This window comes from Acetobacter sacchari (assembly GCF_017377715.1).
Lineage (GTDB): Bacteria > Pseudomonadota > Alphaproteobacteria > Acetobacterales > Acetobacteraceae > Acetobacter > Acetobacter sacchari.
Genome location: NZ_JAFVMF010000008.1, coordinates 112,376 through 131,251, shown reverse-complemented (window position 1 = coordinate 131,251; position 18,876 = coordinate 112,376). Strand labels below are relative to the sequence as shown.

Below are 18,876 nucleotides of genomic sequence, written 5' to 3'. Positions count from 1 at the left end.
TCAGCAACGCCATATATTTTCCGAACCTGACCTTCTGCACCGAGGAAAAACGTGATTACGGAGCGCCATGGCCCGTCGTGACATGACGGTCCGTCAGGGTCTTGAGAAATGCGATAATCGCTGCGCGTTCATCTTCGGAAACTCCAGGTTGATCCCCGGGCTTACGATCGAGCGGAGCATCTGTCGTATCCAGATTCGCTCGATATTGTTGAGGCAAATCGTCGTAAGCCCTTACGTTTCCCGATGAATCGCGCCCATAGAATCTCGCGGGGTCGATATCGCGCAATGCGTAAAACTCAAGAACCTTGTCGAGCGAATGGAATACGCCGTTATGAAAAAAAACTTTTCGTGTCGCCGAATTACGAAGGGTTGGAGTTGCGAACATACCGCAATAGGCTGCAAGCGCTTTTCTTCCTGCGCTCTGAGCGTCGCAAACACCCAGATCATAGTGAGACGCATCACGGTTCATCAAAATATCTAAATTTCTCGGCGCGCCCAGAGCTTCGTATTGATGATCGGTGAAGAGCGGCGGCAGTCCATTCGCCTGAGGTGTGTCGACGTGACAGGCGGCGCAATTTCCTTTCTCGGGATCATTGAATAACAAATACCCACGGCGCTCCAGGGAGGTGAACTTCGCGCGCCCCTCAAGCCAGGAGTCAAATTTGCTTGAATACGGATGGAAATCCTTTTCCTCGACCTGATATCGGGACAGCGCGAACATTGCCTCATCAAGCAGAAAATCCGGTGACTTTTCTCCTGAGACCCCCGCCATTTGCATGAGCGCTGCTGTATAAGGGGCGTGATTAAGACGATCGAGCACTTTCTCACGCGTCGACGCCATTTCAACCGGGTCGTAAAGAGGCCCAGTCGCCTGCTGCTGAAAAGTGTCTGCGCGCCCATCCCAGAACAACCCGCCCTGCGGCACAAGGTTGGCAGCCGAAGCCGCCGTGTTCGCTGCGCTCTTCGGTCCATGAGACGTTGTAGCCGACGCCGCCTGTATTTGCGGCGCGGTTTCCGCGAGAGGATCGTCAGGGCCGATGCTGAACGCCGGCTGGCGCTCCAGATACATCAGAGATGGCACCGCGCGGCGTCCCTGGCTCTTCATATCTGTCCCGCCAAGAAACACCGCGGCCGCGCCCGACGGTCCATAATGATTCTCTGGATCATGGCAGGAGGCGCAGGACAGACGTCCAGATCCTGACAGGGCGGTGTCGTAAAACATCGCCCTGCCAATTTGCGCCATCGCAGACAATGGCCGAGAGTCCGGCCTATGCAACGCAACCGGGCACGGATTGGAGCCGTCAGAGCGGGGCTGACACGTCCCCCCCGCCTGAGCATGCGCCCCGGCGATGAAAAACACCGTCAGGGCGGCGACGCACTTCCACAGGAACCGCGTCTGTTTTGAGCAATCTCTCATTCCAGCCTGAAAATTTACTGGAACTGCGGGCCGAACGGAGATTCGTCACCACCGTGACCGAACCAGTGATGGTTGTGGTCGCCGTCGTCGTCATGACCGGAACGAAGCCCATCGTGGCGAATGTCGCCGGTTTCCGGATCCAGCAGCAAGGTGGCTTTCTGCGGTGGCCGGGTGAAGTCGAACATGTCATCCAGCTTGCCAGCCGCCGCATCAAAGGAGCCGCCGCCAAGACGTGCGCCCCCCAGCCAGTTGTCCTCGATGAAGCGGACCACAGAGCTTTGCGTCACCAGATTATGAGCGACATAGTTGATCTTCGCCCACGGAGAAATCACCATCAGCGGAGTGCGCGTTCCGGGGCCGCAGCGGCCATTCACGGTCTTGCCCAGCACGCCCTCAGGAGCGTCTCCAGTTCCGCAGGCTCCGTCGCCATTCAACTGGTCAGCCGAAGCTGCATAGGAGGAATGGGTCGGCTTGACGAAAGCGTGGTCATACCAGCCGTCAGAGTCGTCATACCCTACGACGATAGCGGTATCCCGCCACTCGGGGCGCTTCTGGATGAAGTTCACGAGCTTGACGATGCCCGCCTGTTCATCGAGCGGATCGGAGTAGCCAGCGTGACCATCCTGATATGCAGGCATTTTGATAAACGAAACGGAGGGGAAATTCCCCTTCTTTACGGCCTTGTAGAAGTCTTCAAGATCGTACTCGTGATTGGCGGGCTCTTTTTCCGAACCGCCGGGGATGTATGAATATCCGATGGTGCGATCTGACTTCGGCCGGGCATGGGTCGGATTCGACGTGCTGACGTAATACTGGAACCAGTTATGGTGCGGGATGTAGTCGGCGACATTCTCGGAAACAACTGATGAATAAGTCTGTCGCTTGCATCCGGTGGTGCCATCGCTGTTCGTGGACCCCAGATCGAAGCCGCCCATGAAGCCGCCCCACGTGACACCGCGATCATTCAGCAGATCGCCGATATTTTTGCTGGTCATCTGAACCTGATTCGTCGCAGACGAACAGGTGTCGTAAGCGGGGTCGATGTCGTTGACCATTGTCCAGCCGCCCTGCCCGTCCGCGACATAGGACGACGACTTGGCTTTTGTGCTGGGGCTTTGGGTCGTGGCGACAATTTTCATGCCGTTGGTTTGACCAGAGACGACTTCCAGCGCGCCAGGCGTCGAAGGACCGTATGTATCGGTGTAGGCGTTGTCGCTCATCGCGAAGCGCTGCGCATAATGCCACAAGGCCGTGACGGTGTTGCCGTCATAGTACCCCATGACCTGCCCCTTTGTGCCGAACGCGCCAACGCCTCCGGACGTGCCCGAGCCGGTGTAAAGCGGAAACAGATCAGCCTTTCCTGCGTCATAGGCCATCTGTTCAGCCGTGTACGCATGATTCTGATCGGCCGTGCTGGCCTGAGACCTGTCCAGGCGGAACGGCAACGCGGCGCCTGTCCCGTTTGCGGAGTTGGTGTTCGGGTTTTGCAGAAGCAGGTCATTGTTGCGCAGGTTGTTTACGCTGGGAGTTCCGGGAGCCGCCTTGAAGGACGGCTCGCCCGAAGCGTTCGTCGCGTACGGGTACGTGGCGAAATAGTGATCGAAGGAAACGTTCTCCTGATAGATCACGACGATGTGCTTGATAGGCGTGCGGGTATGCGCGAACGATTCCGGGGAGGGGCGGCCCCACTGACCAGACCAGCCATCATGCGCCAGCGTAATCTGCGGCGTGAAGATCGAGAGTGACAACAGGGCGGACAATGTCATCCGCGCGCGTTTTACGAACACAGTTCGCAACCTTTCATGATGGAGGAACCAGAGCGATCGGCGCACGAACAAGACGCATCATCACTGGCCCCGAAAGATGACCCGGGAGTGGGGGCTCTCCTGATTCCGACATGTCGCGGTCAACATTGAGCTTCTGCCTATATCGCCCGCAAACTGAAGGCACCGGAGCCTGCGGCGTGAATAGGACGAGATCAAAAAAAGCTGTGTGATGATTCTGTTAAAATTCCAAACAATTCATGAAGTTGATAACGATTCTTAAATCAGAATGACTGTGAAATGACATATGACATTTTCATGATGATTTCGAGACGTCCTGTCTCGTCCTTGTTCAGTCCCTATAAGAGACCATACCGAATAACTTGTAGGCGGCGTGGCGCGGTGGATGTTAACGACTCAAACCTTCTATCCCGCCGTCACGTCGCCGGACTGTTAGGTGGGGCCCTTTGCTGCAGCGCACACATCCGGGCGCAAACATTCGGAGCCAGCGCCCGCACGACCTTCGCCACAAAAGATTTTCTGTGCAAAGTGTCGGATAATGCGGAGAAAAGACTGACGCCGCACGATATTCTGAGCGTGCACGCGCCCATCATGTGCTGGCCGATCAATTCCGAAAATGGTGACCCGCGCAAGGAAACAAGTTTCAATCGCTTTTGGATTCTACAAACACCTACCGCGATTGTCGGCTTTTCAGTGATCTGCCCACATGCGGGCTGCTTCGTCTCCGGGTGGAACGTAGAGCGACGCCTTCTCGTGTGTCCGTGTCATGGCTCGGCATATGACGTGGATCACAATGGACAAGTCATGGACGGCCCCGCCCCCTCGCCTCTTCCTTATGTACATATCGAAGAGGAAGAAGGATTTTTGCGAATCGCATCCGCGATATCGCGACCTGTCGGCGCACACGCGTCGCGCGCCGACTAACTGTATTCAGGTGCGCTACTGCGACGGCGGCGTTGGAAAAAGCTTTCGTGCTTGCTCTAATATCTTTTTTTGATAATCCTCGTTCAAACCCTGCGTGTGCGAATGATAATCTCCGATAGCCTGCATAAGGTCGCCGTGGGTCTCATTGAGATACGTGCGCAACACCACCGCCGACGCCGCGACGTTGAAACATCCGTCGGAAACCAGACGCGCCGCAGTCTGGACCGCAGGCATATGTGTTATTTTCGAAATCACCTCGACCCATCGGGTGTTTATCTGCATCAGGCCGAGATCGGACGATCCATCCGCATTCCGATGAACAACGCCATTCGCTCCGCGCTCAACCTCCCATATCGTCGGGAAAACCCGGGGCGGGATGTCATAGCGGATTGCTGCGGCGAGCACGCAGGCGAGTAGAGGCGCGGGCATGGACAGCTCTTATAGAGGCATATCCTTTCAAGTCGAAGGTCGGACATCATGTTTCATAGTTCTTTAACAATTCTACCCTGTCCTGCCACGGTTCGGTCGGTTTACTAACGTATCGGAATCGATATCGCGAAAGTTCTTTTACAGAAATGTCAAACCTCCCCGATCACCGGAACGAAGGCGACGCCGGCTTCACGCTGCTGGAAATTCTCGTCGTGCTCGCTATCCTCGGCCTTCTCGTCGGGTTGGTCGCGCCCGCCGCGCTCCGGCAGTTGGGCGGGGCGCGCGTGTCCGTCGCAAAGCAATCAATCGCGCGAATTGGCTCCGTTCTCGACATGTACAAGCTGGACAACGGCGCCTACCCGACAACCGAAGACGGGCTGGATGCGCTCATTCATCGACCGTCGTCCGCCGAAAGCTGGAACGGCCCTTACCTCAAGGACGCCACCGCTCCACTCGATCCATGGCGGCATCCCTATACCTATCGCTCGCCTTCCGATCGAGAGAATCACGATTACGATCTTTGCTCTCAAGGCCCATCCGGAAGTGCTCGTGATAGCACTGGACATGAAGAAATCTGCAATCCTTGACGCGCATTCAATGAATGTCACTCGTTTCCCAACGCATGACGCGCCAGGGAACGGGGCGCGCATCGGGCAGAAGCACAACCTCCGCATGACGGAGCATCGCACCGCCATCACCTGAAGCCTTCGCGTCGACGACCACCAGCGCCTCTTCGTCCTCAACATCTTCCCTCTGGATAGCTTGCCCCGGAATGACCAACCCTGCCTTGACGAGCGCCGCCCGGACGACGGGATCGCGCGTGAGGGACGATGTCGGCTGCATTTGCGCAAACGACATATGGGGGGCGAGCGCCTGCGCCAATGAGCGCGTCATCCCCGGCACCACAGCAAGATCGTCGAAAGTATGAAACGGCGCGCCGAGCGGAACGCAGCGACTTTCTTCCCGTCCTTGCGACGATGGCGCTTGCTCCTGCAAATCCGGATTTTTCCAGGCGAAGATCGCATTTGCGAGCACCGTCGCCTTGTCCGGCGGCGTGCCGCTCGCCACCAACAACGCCTGCATCAACGTCACGCTGACCGCATTCGGATTGATCTTGTTTCGCTCGATGATGCTGCGAACCTGCACGAGATTCTTCTCGTCACCAGACACCTTCCAGACTCCGCCGGCGCCACTTACGCCTGTTGCGACTGAAAACAGCTCCGTAGTGATCGCGGCGTCCGCCATGGTCTCCAGTCTCGCCCGCTCAAGCGCTGCATCGCCCAGGCGTAACGCGGCGCGGCCTGTCGAAAGAGTCTGGCTCACCAGCAATGCGAGAAAGCCAAGCATCCACAGGACCAGCAGCAGCGCAAACCCTCCCTCCTCCCCACGACGGGTATCACGGGGATCAGTCATTGAGGCCAATGCTATGCAGCACACGGTGCTGCGGGTTATCAGACCCTGTCATCGGCATGACGTTCAAGTCGTGAGGCAACACAGCCGCCCGGGGAAGCTGCTCCCGCAGATCGGCGGTCAGGGCGTATGCGTCTGTCTGATTGTGGATGACGTGCGGCGTGATCAGGACGAGAAGTTCGGTTCGTTCACGAGTATTATTCTGCGTGCCACCCAGCAGTCCGAGAATCGGCACGTCTTTCAGCCACGGAATTCCCTGATTCGCCTTGTTCGATTTGTCCGAGATCAACCCGGCCAATCCGACGGTCTGTCCATCCGAAATGACCACCCGAGACGTGACCATACGCTGGGAGAACGTAGGACTGTTGATCGTGCCGCTACCCGAGGAGGTCGTCGTAGACGCCACAGAACTGACCTGCTGTGAAATGTCGAGCGTGACCACTCCGCCATTGCTGACATGCGGGGTCACCTGCAGAATAACACCGGTCGGCTGGTAGCTGATGGAGTTCGTGATCGTCGAATTGGACGTCAGGACTCCGGTCGTGCTCCCTGTCAGATAGGGAACTTCATCGCCAACCATCAACGACGCCTGCTGGTTGTCTACGACCATCAGCTCCGGCGATGACAGAACCCTCACGGACGTCACTTCCTGCAACGCGTTGATGACGAACGGCGCTCCCGCCGCTCCGTGGCCACCGATCACAAAGCCCGGGAAGCTGCTCGACAGTTCCGATGTCGCAAGATTACCCGAAGTCAGCGTCTGCGTGGCCGTGCTCAGGATGCCGTTGATGCCGCCAGATTTGAAAAAGAACTGCGTTCCATATTGCAAGGTGTCGTTAAGAGTCACTTCGGCCACCGTCGCGTCCACCCTGACCTGCAACGGCATTATGTCCACTTTGCGCAGCATGGACGAAACCGTCTCCGTCTCGTTCGTGGTGCCATAGACAAGGACGGCGTTATTCTGCAGATCCGGGATGATACGGATCTCGCTATCGGTCGAACGGGTATCAGAAGAATTACCAAGACCACCCAAAAGAGGATTATTCGAAATACCGTCTGATCCTTGCCCATTCTGGCCGCTGGCGTCAGATCCGCTGCCCCCCTGCGTCTGCCCCGTGCTCGTAGAGCCCGACGATCCACCCAACAGTGAACTTGACTGAGTGCCGCTGGAAGTGCTCGACGAGCCCAGACCGAGGCCTGTCCCCCCAGACTGGCCCGATGACATGAACTGGTTACTGTTGTTGGCGTTCAGCTTGGACGAAGGCGTCGCCGTCACGTGGTTGGGAGTGAACGCCTGCTGAAGGATATAGGCGATATCGTTCGCTCGCCCATTCTGAAGGTAATAGACGTTCCATTTCCGCACCGTGCGACGACGCTCCGCTTCGATAACGGAAAATACGCGTCGCGCGTTTTCGATCAGCGACGACTGGGTGGCGATCACCATGACGGCCTCAATGCGCGGCATCGGCACGACCCGCAACCTCTCCGCCATCGCCTGCCCCTTCTTGCTGGACAAAGCTGTTTCCAGAGCGGTCGCCAGTTCCTGCGCGTCGCCGCTGGTTGCGGGAAAAAGCGCATAGGACTGCCCCGACAACACGTCCGTATCAAACGCATGAACCAGTTCGACCAACGTCGCGCGCGACGCAGGGTCTCCCGTCACCACCACGGCGTTTCCAGACGGCGCGGCGACGATATGCCCGCCGTTATGCAATATCGGCTGCACCGCTTTGGCCAACGCATCCGCTGAGGTGTATCGCAGCGAGACAACCGTTTCGCCGTCGTTCTGTTCTCCCCCCGGCGTTCCTGCGGCGGTGACGCGATAAACGCCGTTCTCAAACACCAGAGCCGCTCCCGCCCCGGAAAGCGCAGCGCGAAGTACCGGCAGAAGCTGATCCTGCCTTACAGGCGTAGTGGTCTTGAGCGTAATCGACCCATGCACGCTGGAATCGACCAGATAGTTGACATGCAGAAGTTGCCCAAGCACCTGATCGACGACGGCGCGGATATCTGTGTCGGCGAAATTGAGCGTAATATCTCCTGCGCCATCCCCTCCGAGACCACCGCTCGTCCGTCCTTGTCCGCGGCCGTAGCTGACCATGCCTGTGCGCACAGGCGGTTGCGCACCAACAGCCCCGTCGATCCGCGGCGTAGCCCCGTTGTTGGCGCGTGGAGTCGGCAGCGCACCCGGATGAGGCGTCTGATCGGCGCATCCGGCCAGCAATGCGACGGAAAGCAGATATGGCCATCGCGCCCCTGAACGACGACGACGCCCAACCGGCATTTCGAGGGCAACGTGAAGAGAAACCGAGTCGTTCAAGAGATTTCACCGAATCTATGATATACAAACAAAAAACAGAAACTTGCCGTCACGGGTGCGCCTCGGTGCGAGCGGCTGCAGGGCTACGTAACGCGACCACAGTCACGGACGCGTCGATCATGCGTCCATGACTGGCTTCGTCAGCCAGCCGAGAACTGCCCGCCGATTGAATCTGCAGGTCTTCCACAAGCAGCGCCGGGGAATCGGTGCTGCTCACAGTATCGAGAAACCGCACCAATGCAGGCCACGAACCGGTCAGCGACACCCTGACCGCCAGACGCTCAAAAAGGCCCTGCCGAACCAAAGGCAACGGCTCCTGACTGCTCAATTGTATCTGCGCCGCTTGCCCCGCAGCTTCCACCAACTCCTGCAGGCGCGCTTGCGCGGTCGCGTCAGAGTCCTCTCCAAGCAAGACACCGCCCCTGCTTCCTTCCTCCGCCGCTCGGATCGCTTCTTCGTGCAGGCGCGGGATGGACGCGACCAGCGCCCTCGTCCTGAAGAGAATATCCCGCTTACCTTCGGCGTGATCTTTCAGATTGTCGTACAAACCCGTCACAACTGAGGCCAACAGCCAAAGCAACGTCAACGTGATTGCCGCCAGACCTATGGCGGTCAGCTTCCCGGCGCGACCGACCGGCAGACGTGCGCCAGGGAGCGAAGATGACGAGGAAAGAGGAGACGCCATGTTCCGATCAGTTTGGCGCGGTCGCGGTGATCGTAAAAGCATCCGTATTCGTATCGCCCGAATGCGTCACCGGCCCTGAAAACGCGGCGTTCGCGAACCCGGCTCTGTGCTCAAGCAAACCGATAAGCTGTGGCGCTTCGCGAGTCTGCCCCTGGGCCATCACATGACGGTCACGCACGGTCAAGGCGGTCAGAAACGTATCGTCCGGCAATGTCTCTGTCAGAGCCTTCAGGACGCCCATAATGTCGCCGACACTTTTCCGCTCGTGCGTTACTGCAGACTGACCGGCAGTATAGCCGCTGATTTCGCGTCGCAAGGCTTCGGCCCGCGCCCGCTCCGGCGCAAGAGCCGCGATCGCCCCGTCAACGCGCGCCATGGCCACCGCCTGCATGGCGAACGGCGCGGCCAGAAGCGCGCCGCAAAAGACAGGCACACCGATCCGCAACGCCAGACGAGGTCGCGCAGCGGGGCGCTCCAGCGGAATTTCGACAGGTTCGTCACGCTCATCACGCCCCACGAGACCAACCGGAATCAAACCGCGCTCCCTGAGCTGCGACAGAGCATTCTCAAAGACAAAGTTCGGAGCGTAAACTATCGAGAACATGGTTCCAACGCCCGAGGCGACCACCTCCTTCGGGCGAGCGACCCACGCTGTCTCCGCAGCGTTAAACGGAGTCAATCGATCGAATTCATAGGTCAGCAAACCAACAGCATCCGATACTGCGGCTGCAGGGACCAGCACCAGCCTCGACAGAGCGCCGCCCTCCGGCAATGCGAGCCTTACCTCGCACCTCCGCCAATGCCCAACGAATCTTCCGGCTTTCGGCGCCCCGGAAGCGACGATCTCGTCCAGAACGCTTTCTTCCAGACGCCCATTCCGTCCTATTGAGACGATCACGCCTTTATGGCCGCCCCCACGCCACTGCGGCGGAAGACACTCGCGCAACTGGCTGCCCCACCATTCGACGAACCCTTTCAGGCCACTTTTTCCGATAGAGGACGCGCTACTCATCATTGAAAGGACTGACCTCAACCTTTCTTGAGCGAACGCACGCGCAGGGTGTGCCGGAAACATTCTCCCCAACCGCTTCTGGAGACAATGTCGCCGCTGGATACCACCGCCTCACAATCATCGAACAGGCATGATATATGATATATTTATGACACATTAACGAAGAGTCTGGCCCCGCGTCAGGCGCTCTTCTAAATCATTCCACGCATGCGCCCCCTGAATCACCGCCTCACCATAACTAAAGCAGGCGGATCGCCCGTCGTCGTCGCACGGCACATCGGCGAACGATTCCGCGTACCGTCGCGCCCCTCAGAGCGCCAGTCTTACAATCCAGATGGCTGCGGCAAGCGACGGGCCGAAGGGAAGCATCATCGCCGCGCTTACGCGCCCGCCACGAAAGATTGCTCCCAGTGCGGCGAGAAGCCCAAAGCACGATGCGAGCAGAAGAACGAGCGACAGGTGACTGCACCCTACCCACGCCCCAGCCGCCCCCAACAACTTCGCGTCACCGCCTCCCAGACCGATACGGCCACGCAACCGTCGATAAGTCACACCCAGCAACAACAGCCCTGTCCAGCCAAGCCCTGCCGCCAACGCACGATCACCCGCCACATCGACGTCGCCGGAAAGTATCGCCTCGAACAAACCGACGATCAGCAAGGGCAATGTCAGAACGTCTGGCAACCGGAGGCAAATCACGTCGATCCAGGCCAGCGCCAACAGCATCCACCCCAAAACGCATTCGAACCAAAACGTGACCGGATCTATGGACCACTGCCCGAGTGGGTCTGTCCTATGCAACACCGCATATCCAACCAGCGCCGACATGGGAGGAAGAAAAGCGGCAAGTTCTATATGAAGATGTTGCGGATCGACGTTCGCGCCACAATGGCGACAACGCCCCTTCTGGACAAGCCACGACAGGATCGGCGCCAAATCACGCGCGCCAAGCTTCGTCTGGCACGTTTCACAATGGGAACGACTAGCCGCGAACGGTTCGCCACGTGGAATGCGCCGAATCAGCACGCCAAGAAAACTTCCTATGAACGGCGCGATGAGAAACGGAATACAAAGAACTGGATCAGGCATGGCGCGTCGGACACTGCGCCCACCGTTTTCATACGACAAGAGACAATTGTTCGATGAGCATGACCGTATCATCGGGTGACCAGCGCCTTGCCGACGCGCTGCTCTCCACAGGCGCCAGCGATATCCGCGCTCTGGACCGCGCCAGAGGCGTCGCGGCGGATAGCGGGCAACTGCTTCACGCCGTGCTGTTGCAACTCGGCCTCGTCAGCGAAGGCGGACTAGCCTCCGTATATGCCTCCATCCTCGAACGGGCCATAGTTGGCCCATCGGAACTGGAACGGATCGACGAACCGCTCTTTTCCGACCGACTCAGCAGCCGTTTCCTGAAACAGGTCCGTGCGTTACCGATTAATCAAAACGAACACACGCTGCGCCTCGTCATGGCCAATCCTCTCGACGACTACAGTGCGGCCGCGATCCGTCTCGCCACTGGATGCGAGGTCATACGCGACGTTGCGACAGGGGCAGATCTGGAGGCAGCGCTCAACCGCCTTTACCCGGATGACGAGGAGAGCGAAGAAGAAGAAGACGGATCACAGAGGAATCACGACCCAGCTGAGGAAGACGCCGATCGTCTGAAAGACCTCGCCAGCGAAGCGCCTATCATCAGGCTTGTGAACCAGATCATTTTCCGCGCTGTCGAGACGCGGGCTTCGGACATTCATATCGAGCCGTTCGAGGATCGTCTCGTCGTGCGCTATCGCTATGACGGTGTGCTGCATGAAGTAGACAATCAACCGCCGCGCACCACCGCAGCGCTCATTTCACGTATCAAGATCATGGCGAAGCTGGACATCGCCGAACGGCGACTGCCTCAGGATGGACGAATCAAGCTCGCCGTCCGCGGGCACGAGGTCGATTTCCGTGTCTCCACCGTGCCGTGCCTGCACGGAGAAATCGCGGTGCTGCGCGTGCTCGACCGCACCACCGTCAGCTTCGATTACAGCCGTCTCGGCCTCGCCCCGGAAATCGTCGCCTCGTTTCGCGACGCCCTGGAATTACCCAACGGCATCGTGCTGGTGACGGGACCGACCGGCAGCGGCAAGACCACGACGCTTTACACCGGTCTTTCCGGAATCAACGCGGTCGACCGCAACGTGGTGACGATCGAGGATCCGATCGAATATCAACTCGCCGGAATCAACCAGATTCAGGTGAGGCCCGTCATCGGCCTGAACTTCGCCAGTCTTCTGCGCGCGATTCTTCGTCAGGATCCCGACGTGATCATGGTCGGTGAAATCCGCGACATCGAAACCGCGCAAATCGCCGTACAGGCGGCATTGACGGGGCATCTGGTGCTCTCGACGCTGCACACGAACTCTGCAGCCGCCGCCATCACCCGGTTGCGCGACATGGGGTTGGAAGACTATCTGCTGACCGCCGTCCTGCGCGGCATCCTGGCGCAACGGCTGGTGCGGCGACTGTGTCAGACCTGCCGCCATCCGGAGACCGCCCCTCCCGAACTGGTCCATCGCTTCGCGCTGGACGCCACACGCCAGCACACGCTGTGGCGCGCCGTCGGCTGCGCTGAATGTCGTCACACGGGATATCGTGGACGAAGCGCCATCGCCGAGTTCCTTCGCCCCTCCCCCGCGGTCACACGCCTGATCCTTTCCGGCGCCGATCATGAACAGATCGAGAAGGCTGCGGTTTCGGAAGGGATGGTCACGATGTTTCAGGCCGGTCTGCGTGCGGCTCTGGCAGGAGAGACCACGATCGAAGAAGTCAGCCGCATCGTCGGCGGCGGCGAGTGAGCGAAATCGCAGCCACCGTCGACGGGGCGTCGCGCTGGACCTACCGCGCCCTTGGTTCGGATGGCGGCGTCACGACTGGAGAAATCGTCGCTAGCACCGAACAGCAGGCTCTGATGCTGCTGAAGCGGCGAAAGCTGACGCCGCTGCTGGTCATGCCAGCGTCGCGCGGCGGCGCATTGCGGTCGGGGTTGGGCGGATGGCTGGCCCGACGGCGCGACCCGGTGCTGCGCCCAAAAGCGTTGACCGAGTTCACACGGCAACTTGCGACCATGCTCTCCGCCGGCCTTGATCTTGACCGGGGGCTGCGTTTCCTTGCCGAAACGTCGCCGCACCCGCAGGCCGCCCGCGCCATCGGCCTGATCCGCGACAAGGTCCGCGACGGCGGCTCCTTCGCCGAAGCCCTTGAGGCGTCGCCACGCAGTTTTTCACGCCTGTATGTGGGGTTGGTGAAAGCAGGAGAAGCAGGCGGCGCTTTAAAAGATTCTCTTCTGCGCCTCGCCGACCTCCTCGAACGCGAACGCAAGATGGCCGCAACGGTCCAATCGGCCATGATCTACCCGACGGTTTTGATGATCGCGTCGGTGTTCTCCGTGGTCCTCCTTCTCACTCACGTCCTACCGCAGTTCACGCCCCTGTTCGCCGAAAACGGCGCGGCGCTCCCGACGCCGACAAAAATCGTCATCGCGTCGGGTGATTTTCTCAGCGCGTGGGGCGTTTACATGCTCGCCGGACTGGTCGGCGCAATCTTCGCCATGCGCGCCGCCCTGCAACGTCCCGATATCCGCCTCGCCGTCGATCGCGTGTTGCTGCAGGTTCCGATACTTGGAACTCTTACACGCGAAATCATGGCCGCGCGCCTGACCCGTACGCTGGGAGCCCTGATGCGAAACGGGGTGCCGCTGGTCGGCGCCTTGCGCATCACCGAAGGCGTAATCGGCAACCGCGTTGGTGCGGCGGTGATCGCCGACGCCACACGCGCGGTGCGTGAAGGCGGCAGTCTGGCTGCCGCCTTGGAGCGCAGCAGGGTTTATCCAGTCGCCATGACGCATTTCCTTCATGTCGGCGAAGAGACCGCCCAACTCGCGGCGATCTGCCTCAAGGCCGCTGACATTCATGAAGAGGCGAGCCGCGTCACCATCCAGCGTCTTCTTGCAATTCTGGTGCCCGCGATCACCATCATCATGGGCGTCCTTGTCGCAGGGATCGTCTCGGCGCTGCTGCTCGCCATGCTGAGTCTTAATGACCTCGCTCAGTGACTTCCCCAGGTCGCGATCACCTTCTTCGGACAGCGGCTACACCCTGCTGGAGGTCATGGTCGTTCTCGTCATCGCCGGGTTGCTGCTTGGAGTGGCAGTCGAGCGCGGTCCGTTCCATAGCGATGCCGTCACATTCGGCGCTGCAAAAACGCAGGTCCTGTCCATTCTCCAAAACGCAAGGAGCGCCGCCATGACCAGCGGCCTGCCAACTGTCGTCGCGTTCGACGCGAGCCGTCGCGAATTCGTGACACGCACAGGTAAGCGCGAACGGATAGATCGGCTGACCGGCTCCGTCGTCATGACCATTCCGGCTTCACAAGAGGGCGCCGCAGCTCAGGGCGAGATCCTGTTCGACGCAAACGGCGCGACATCAGGCGCCCCGCTTTTGCTCACCCTCGGGCAAAGAGCTGTCCTGTTCACAGTAAGCCCCGCGACCGGGCGGATTCTTGTCGATGCGCCGTGATCCCTCATCCTTCAGACGATCGCTGCCCGACGCAGGCTTCACGCTTCTGGAAGTCATCGTGGCGCTCATGATCGCCAGTATGGCGCTTGCCGTAATGTTCGGCGCCATGGAGACGGGGCTTTCCGGGAACAAGCAGGCCGACATGAGCCTGCGTGCGGTGTCTGTCGCCCGCTCGCAGCTCGACGCCATGCTGGCGTCCCCACGACTGCATCCGGGCACGAATGATTACGTCGTCAACGGTGGATACAGGACATTTGTCGAAATTCGTCAGATATCAACCGGCGGCGGTCGCTCCGTCGAAGAAAAACTTGGCCTCTACACAGTGGATGTTACGGTCGACTGGGGCGCGCTCCACCACTCCGTCAAGCTTTCCGGGCGGGCGGTCCGCCCCGCGACGGCGACAGAATGACAAAAGACCGCACGCACGCCCGATGTTCGGGCGACGCCGGATTCACTTTGCTGGAAATCATCGTCGTCACACTCGTCTTCGCACTTCTTTCAACCGCGTTATGGCAAGGAAGCGCCGTAGGGGTGCGCGGCTGGGCCCTTGAGCAAAAAACGTTCGAACACATGAGCGACCTTCAGGGCATGGATGACACCTTACGCCGTATCGTGACACGCTCGGAACTGTCAGATCCGGGTCTTCCCCCAGCTTTCACAGGCGCGAACGACCGACTCAGCCTGATCTCATGGCTACCGCAACAGGAAGGCTACGCACACGAAATCGAAGCCGGCATCGGCGTGGACGCCAAACATCGCCTAGTGTTGCGCTGGCGCCCCTACCGCCGCGCACGTTGTGCAGGAGCGGAGCAAGCCTTTCACGAGGAAGTTCTGGCGCGAGATATTCAGGCGATCAGTTTTTCCTATTACGGACGAAAAGAGTCCTACCATGGGTGGCAGAGCAATTGGTCTCGCCAGGAGCTTCCATTGCTTGTTCGGATTCATATCGTAACGATGACGCCCGGCGTCCAATGGCCGGATATGTTGATTCATCCGAGTCTATCGGGCGCCGAATCCTCATAAAATATTTAAAATAAATGATATTTGCAAAACAACTTAGAACCATACGTCATAGAACCGTCATAGTTTCTTCATTATCTTCCTGACAAAAATTTAACTAAATGTTTCACGAACAGAAAGGCGCGACGCCGATTCAAAGTCGGACGCGGCTTGAAACATGATGCCTTCACTGGCGGAGCGCGCGCTTTCGTTCGCCGTCCGCATAGGACGTCCTTAATTCAACTGCATGGCAGAACGGAAGGTTCCAAAATGTCTCAACCTGTTTGGAGACGCCTGCGCAAGCCGCTGGGCCGCTCGGTCGCGCATCTGACCGCAGCCTCAATGGTGGTTTCTCCTATCGTGACGACGGCGCCTGCGGTCGCGAAGACCGACACGGCGAAAACCGCCACGCCGATCAAACACATCGTCATGATCATTGGCGAAAACCATACTTTCGATAACCTCTACGGAACATATATCCCGAAAAAAGGTGAAACCGTAGACAACATTTTATCGAAGAAGATCGTCAAGGTCGATGGAACGCCGGGCGCGAACTTCGCGACCGCCGCACAGATGCAGGCGACCGCCAGCACCGAGTACGCCATCGCGCCGAAGAGCAAGACCCCTTACGCGATTCTCCCGCCTCCGGGCCTGTCCGGAACGCCAGCCAAAGCTTCCGACACGGATCCCGCTCCCTTTGCGACCCTCGCCGGCGTCGAAGCTTTTGAAAAAGCGGTCGGGAATGACGGCATCGATCGCTCCGACTGGTTGAAGATGACGACCGGCGCCAGCGGTCTTGGATCGTCCGGCGTCGACACGCGCATCACCAACGCGAACAACCTGCCCGACGGACCGTTCCAGTTCACCGGCTCGACGTTGCCTTACGATTCCTATACGGGAAGCCCTGTCCATCGCTTTTTCCAGATGTGGCAGGAAACGGATTGCTCGCTAGATCACGCGACCGCAAAAAATCCTTCAGGCTGCCTGAACGACCTCTTTCCCTGGGTCGAAGTGCAGACCGGAACGGGTGGAAACGGCAAGGCCCAGGCATCGAACTTTGGAACCCTTACGACCGGCGAAGGATCGGTCGGCATGGGGTTCTACAACATGGCGGCGGGCGACGTTCCATACCTTAAGTCCCTGTCTGACAAATACACGACCAGCGATAATTTTCACCAGTCCATCATGGGCGGCACCGGGGCAAACCACATTGCTCTCGGCACGGGTCTTGCGATTTATTACACGGACGGCAACGGCGCAGTCGCAACCCCGCCAAGCACGCAGATCGAAAATCCAAATCCGCAAGCCGGCACGACCAACTGGTACACGCAGGACGGCTACTCCGGCGGTTCCTACGTCAACTGTTCGGACGACAGCCAGCCCGGTGTGAAGCCGGTCGCCCAGTATCTGAAGTCCCTTCCTGGCAAGCACCCGAAGCGGTGTAAGGACGGCGCCTACTACCTCGTCAACAACTACAGCCCCGGCTATCTCGGCGACGGCACGGTCAACACCGGCACCTATGTCATTCCGCCCTCAAACGTGCCCACCATCGCTGATCGCCTGAACGAGAAGAAGGTTTCATGGCGTTACTACGGCGCGGGCTGGGACAACTACGTCAAGGACCCCAGCAGTCAACTTGGCGGCGTTTATTGCGACATCTGTAATCCGTTTCAGTATGAAACGAAGATTATGGCGAACGCCCAGCAGCGCGAAGAGCACATCAAGGACATCAACGATCTCGACGCCGATCTCGCGATGGGCAATCTCCCGGCCGTTTCTATCATCAAGCCGGACGGTGTTCTCGACGGTCACCCTGCTTCCTCCAAGCCTTCGCTTTTCGAAGCCTTCACGAAGCATGTGATCGAAAAGATCAAGTCGAATCCTGAAGTCTGGAAGCACACCGCTATTCTCGTGACCTTCGACGAGGGCGGCGGGTCGTGGGATTCGGGCTATATCCAGCCTCTCGATTTCTTCGGCGACGGCACACGCATCCCGGCGATCATGGTCTCGCCCTATTCGACGGGCGGTCATATCAACCACACTTACGGCGACCACGTGTCCTTCCTGAAGTTCATTGAAAAGAACTGGGGTCTGAAGCCGGTTTCGTCCACAGGGCGTGACAATCTTCCGAACCCCGTGACGTCGAGCAGCAACCTCTACGCGCCGACAAACAGCCCGGCCATCGGCGATCTGATGGACATGTTCGACTTCAACAAATCGTCGAACGGATCAGGATCTGACGGCTCCACGACGGGTGGTTCGCCGTCCAAAGGTGGCTCCGGCGGCTCCAGCTCGACCGGAGGCTCCTCCTCAGCGGGCGGATCGTCCTCCGATACAGGCCTGATCCAGAAACTTCTGGGCGAGATCGAATCCGCTCTTGGAAATTTCTGGACGTCTCTCAGTTCCCTGCTCTTCGGCTGATCCCATAGACGACGCGCTTCGCTTCAAGGCGAAGCGCGTTCTGATCCAAAGCGACGCCGTTCCGAAAGAGCGGCGACGCTGTCATCAGCTTCTGCCCGGACCGACCATAATAAGCCGTCCCGGGCAGAAGCTGCGTTTTCGTCACTTCACGCGCGCGTCCACGCAGGACAGAAACAATGCCCGTACATATTCCGGAAATTCTGACACCGGATCAGGTCGCCGAATGTCGGCGTCTTGTGGCCGCCGGTTCGTGGGTGGACGGACGCTCGACCGCCGGGCCACAGGCCGCCCATAGCAAGAAAAACATGCAACTCGCACCCGAGTGCACGAAGGCGGCAGCTGCGCGCGCCGTTATCCTTCAGGCCTTATCCGACGGTCTGCTGTTTCGCAGCCTTGCCCTGCCCCGCCTCATCTACCCGCCCATGTTCAATCGTTATGAAGAAGGCATGACCTACGGCCTGCACGTCGACAATTCGGTGCAGACCATCCCCGGCGCGAACGGACAGATGATGCGGGCCGATCTCTCGGCGACGCTCTTCCTCAGCGATCCCGAAGAGTATGACGACGGTGAGCTTGAGCTGGTGACGGACTCCGGATCGGAACTGATCCGCCTGCCCGCCGGAGACATGATCGTCTATCCAACCACCATGCTGCACCGCGTAACACCCGTGACGCGCGGCAACAGAGTCGCCTCGTTTTTCTGGATACAGTCGCTCGTGCGAGACGCCGCGTCACGGTCACTGCTCTTCGCTCTGGACAGATCGATCATCGACCTGCGGAGCCGAACGCAACCTGACGATCCGGCGGTTCTTTCGCTGACCAACGTGTATCACAACCTCGTCCGGCAATGGTGCGATGCGTGAAGGTTATCATTTCATGGGATTGTCACAAACACCTCCTGTAACACTTCTATAAA

18 protein-coding genes are annotated in these 18,876 nt (G+C 59.1%); 9 read left to right on the top strand and 9 right to left on the bottom strand.

The annotated features are described in order from the left end of the window. Positions 1-55 precede the first annotated feature (55 nt). Entirely contained in the window at positions 56-1,417 is a 1,362-nt protein-coding gene (locus J2D73_RS08895) for a cytochrome-c peroxidase (RefSeq protein ID WP_341535057.1), read from the bottom strand. 14 nt (positions 1,418-1,431) lie between these two features. After that, entirely contained in the window at positions 1,432-3,183 is a 1,752-nt protein-coding gene (locus J2D73_RS08890) for a phospholipase C (RefSeq protein WP_207881233.1), read from the bottom strand. 297 nt (positions 3,184-3,480) lie between these two features. Between J2D73_RS08890 and J2D73_RS21255 the strand changes: the two genes are divergently transcribed. After that, a complete protein-coding gene (locus tag J2D73_RS21255; protein WP_369334003.1) occupies positions 3,481-4,125 on the top strand; it encodes a QcrA and Rieske domain-containing protein in 645 nt (214 codons plus the stop codon). A gap of 15 nt (positions 4,126-4,140) precedes the next feature. Here J2D73_RS21255 and J2D73_RS08880 read toward each other — a convergent pair whose 3' ends face one another. Then, complete coding sequence (locus J2D73_RS08880; RefSeq protein WP_086642749.1) at positions 4,141-4,554, bottom strand: lytic transglycosylase domain-containing protein; 414 nt, start codon at positions 4,552-4,554, stop codon at positions 4,141-4,143. Positions 4,555-4,700: 146 nt separating this feature from the next. On the opposite strand from J2D73_RS08880, the gene gspG reads away from it, so the two are divergent. Next, positions 4,701-5,141, top strand: a complete 441-nt coding sequence (gene gspG, locus J2D73_RS08875) for a type II secretion system major pseudopilin GspG (protein WP_207881231.1) — start codon at positions 4,701-4,703, stop codon at positions 5,139-5,141. 7 nt (positions 5,142-5,148) lie between these two features. Here the strand turns inward: gspG and J2D73_RS08870 are convergent, their stop codons facing one another. The 5 genes from J2D73_RS08870 to J2D73_RS08850 form a co-directional block, all read right to left on the bottom strand. Beyond that, positions 5,149-5,967 (bottom strand): type II secretion system protein GspK, encoded by an 819-nt coding sequence (locus J2D73_RS08870; RefSeq protein WP_207881230.1) that lies wholly within the window; start codon positions 5,965-5,967, stop codon positions 5,149-5,151. Beyond that, on the bottom strand, positions 5,960-8,281 hold the full coding sequence (gene gspD, locus J2D73_RS08865) for a type II secretion system secretin GspD (protein ID WP_207881229.1): 2,322 nt from the start codon (positions 8,279-8,281) through the stop codon (positions 5,960-5,962). Before gspD ends, J2D73_RS08870 begins: the two co-directional genes overlap by 8 nt. Positions 8,282-8,330: 49 nt before the next feature. After that, positions 8,331-8,966, bottom strand: coding sequence for a type II secretion system protein GspM (gspM, locus tag J2D73_RS08860; RefSeq protein WP_207881228.1), 636 nt, complete (start codon positions 8,964-8,966; stop codon positions 8,331-8,333). A gap of 7 nt (positions 8,967-8,973) precedes the next feature. Next, positions 8,974-9,981, bottom strand: a complete 1,008-nt coding sequence (locus J2D73_RS08855; RefSeq protein ID WP_207881227.1) for a PilN domain-containing protein — start codon at positions 9,979-9,981, stop codon at positions 8,974-8,976. 306 nt (positions 9,982-10,287) lie between these two features. Beyond that, entirely contained in the window at positions 10,288-11,067 is a 780-nt protein-coding gene (locus tag J2D73_RS08850; RefSeq protein ID WP_207881226.1) for a prepilin peptidase, read from the bottom strand. 53 nt (positions 11,068-11,120) lie between these two features. Between J2D73_RS08850 and J2D73_RS08845 the strand changes: the two genes are divergently transcribed. The 6 genes from J2D73_RS08845 (at position 11,121) to J2D73_RS08820 (ending at position 17,960) form a co-directional block, all read left to right on the top strand. After that, positions 11,121-12,821, top strand: coding sequence for a GspE/PulE family protein (locus J2D73_RS08845; RefSeq protein ID WP_207881225.1), 1,701 nt, complete (start codon positions 11,121-11,123; stop codon positions 12,819-12,821). Next, positions 12,818-14,077, top strand: a complete 1,260-nt coding sequence (locus tag J2D73_RS08840; protein WP_207881224.1) for a type II secretion system F family protein — start codon at positions 12,818-12,820, stop codon at positions 14,075-14,077. Before J2D73_RS08845 ends, J2D73_RS08840 begins: the two co-directional genes overlap by 4 nt. After that, positions 14,061-14,540 carry a prepilin-type N-terminal cleavage/methylation domain-containing protein gene (locus tag J2D73_RS08835; protein ID WP_207881223.1) on the top strand — a complete coding sequence of 160 codons (480 nt, stop codon included), beginning with the start codon at positions 14,061-14,063 and terminating at the stop codon, positions 14,538-14,540. Before J2D73_RS08840 ends, J2D73_RS08835 begins: the two co-directional genes overlap by 17 nt. Then, a complete protein-coding gene (locus J2D73_RS08830; protein WP_207881222.1) occupies positions 14,530-14,949 on the top strand; it encodes a type IV pilus modification PilV family protein in 420 nt (139 codons plus the stop codon). The genes J2D73_RS08835 and J2D73_RS08830 overlap by 11 nt, the downstream gene beginning before the upstream one ends. Beyond that, positions 14,946-15,563: a prepilin-type N-terminal cleavage/methylation domain-containing protein gene (locus tag J2D73_RS08825; RefSeq protein WP_207881221.1), complete on the top strand. Its 618-nt coding sequence runs from the start codon at positions 14,946-14,948 to the stop codon at positions 15,561-15,563. Before J2D73_RS08830 ends, J2D73_RS08825 begins: the two co-directional genes overlap by 4 nt. 246 nt (positions 15,564-15,809) lie before the next feature. Beyond that, entirely contained in the window at positions 15,810-17,960 is a 2,151-nt protein-coding gene (locus tag J2D73_RS08820; protein ID WP_207881220.1) for an alkaline phosphatase family protein, read from the top strand. On the opposite strand, the gene J2D73_RS08815 is transcribed toward J2D73_RS08820, so the two are convergent. Next, positions 17,938-18,105, bottom strand: a complete 168-nt coding sequence (locus J2D73_RS08815) for a hypothetical protein (RefSeq protein ID WP_207881219.1) — start codon at positions 18,103-18,105, stop codon at positions 17,938-17,940. The two genes, J2D73_RS08820 and J2D73_RS08815, sit on opposite strands and share 23 nt — an antisense overlap. Positions 18,106-18,136: 31 nt before the next feature. On the opposite strand from J2D73_RS08815, the gene J2D73_RS08810 reads away from it, so the two are divergent. After that, positions 18,137-18,823 (top strand): Fe2+-dependent dioxygenase, encoded by a 687-nt coding sequence (locus J2D73_RS08810; protein ID WP_207881218.1) that lies wholly within the window; start codon positions 18,137-18,139, stop codon positions 18,821-18,823. Positions 18,824-18,876: the final 53 nt, after the last annotated feature.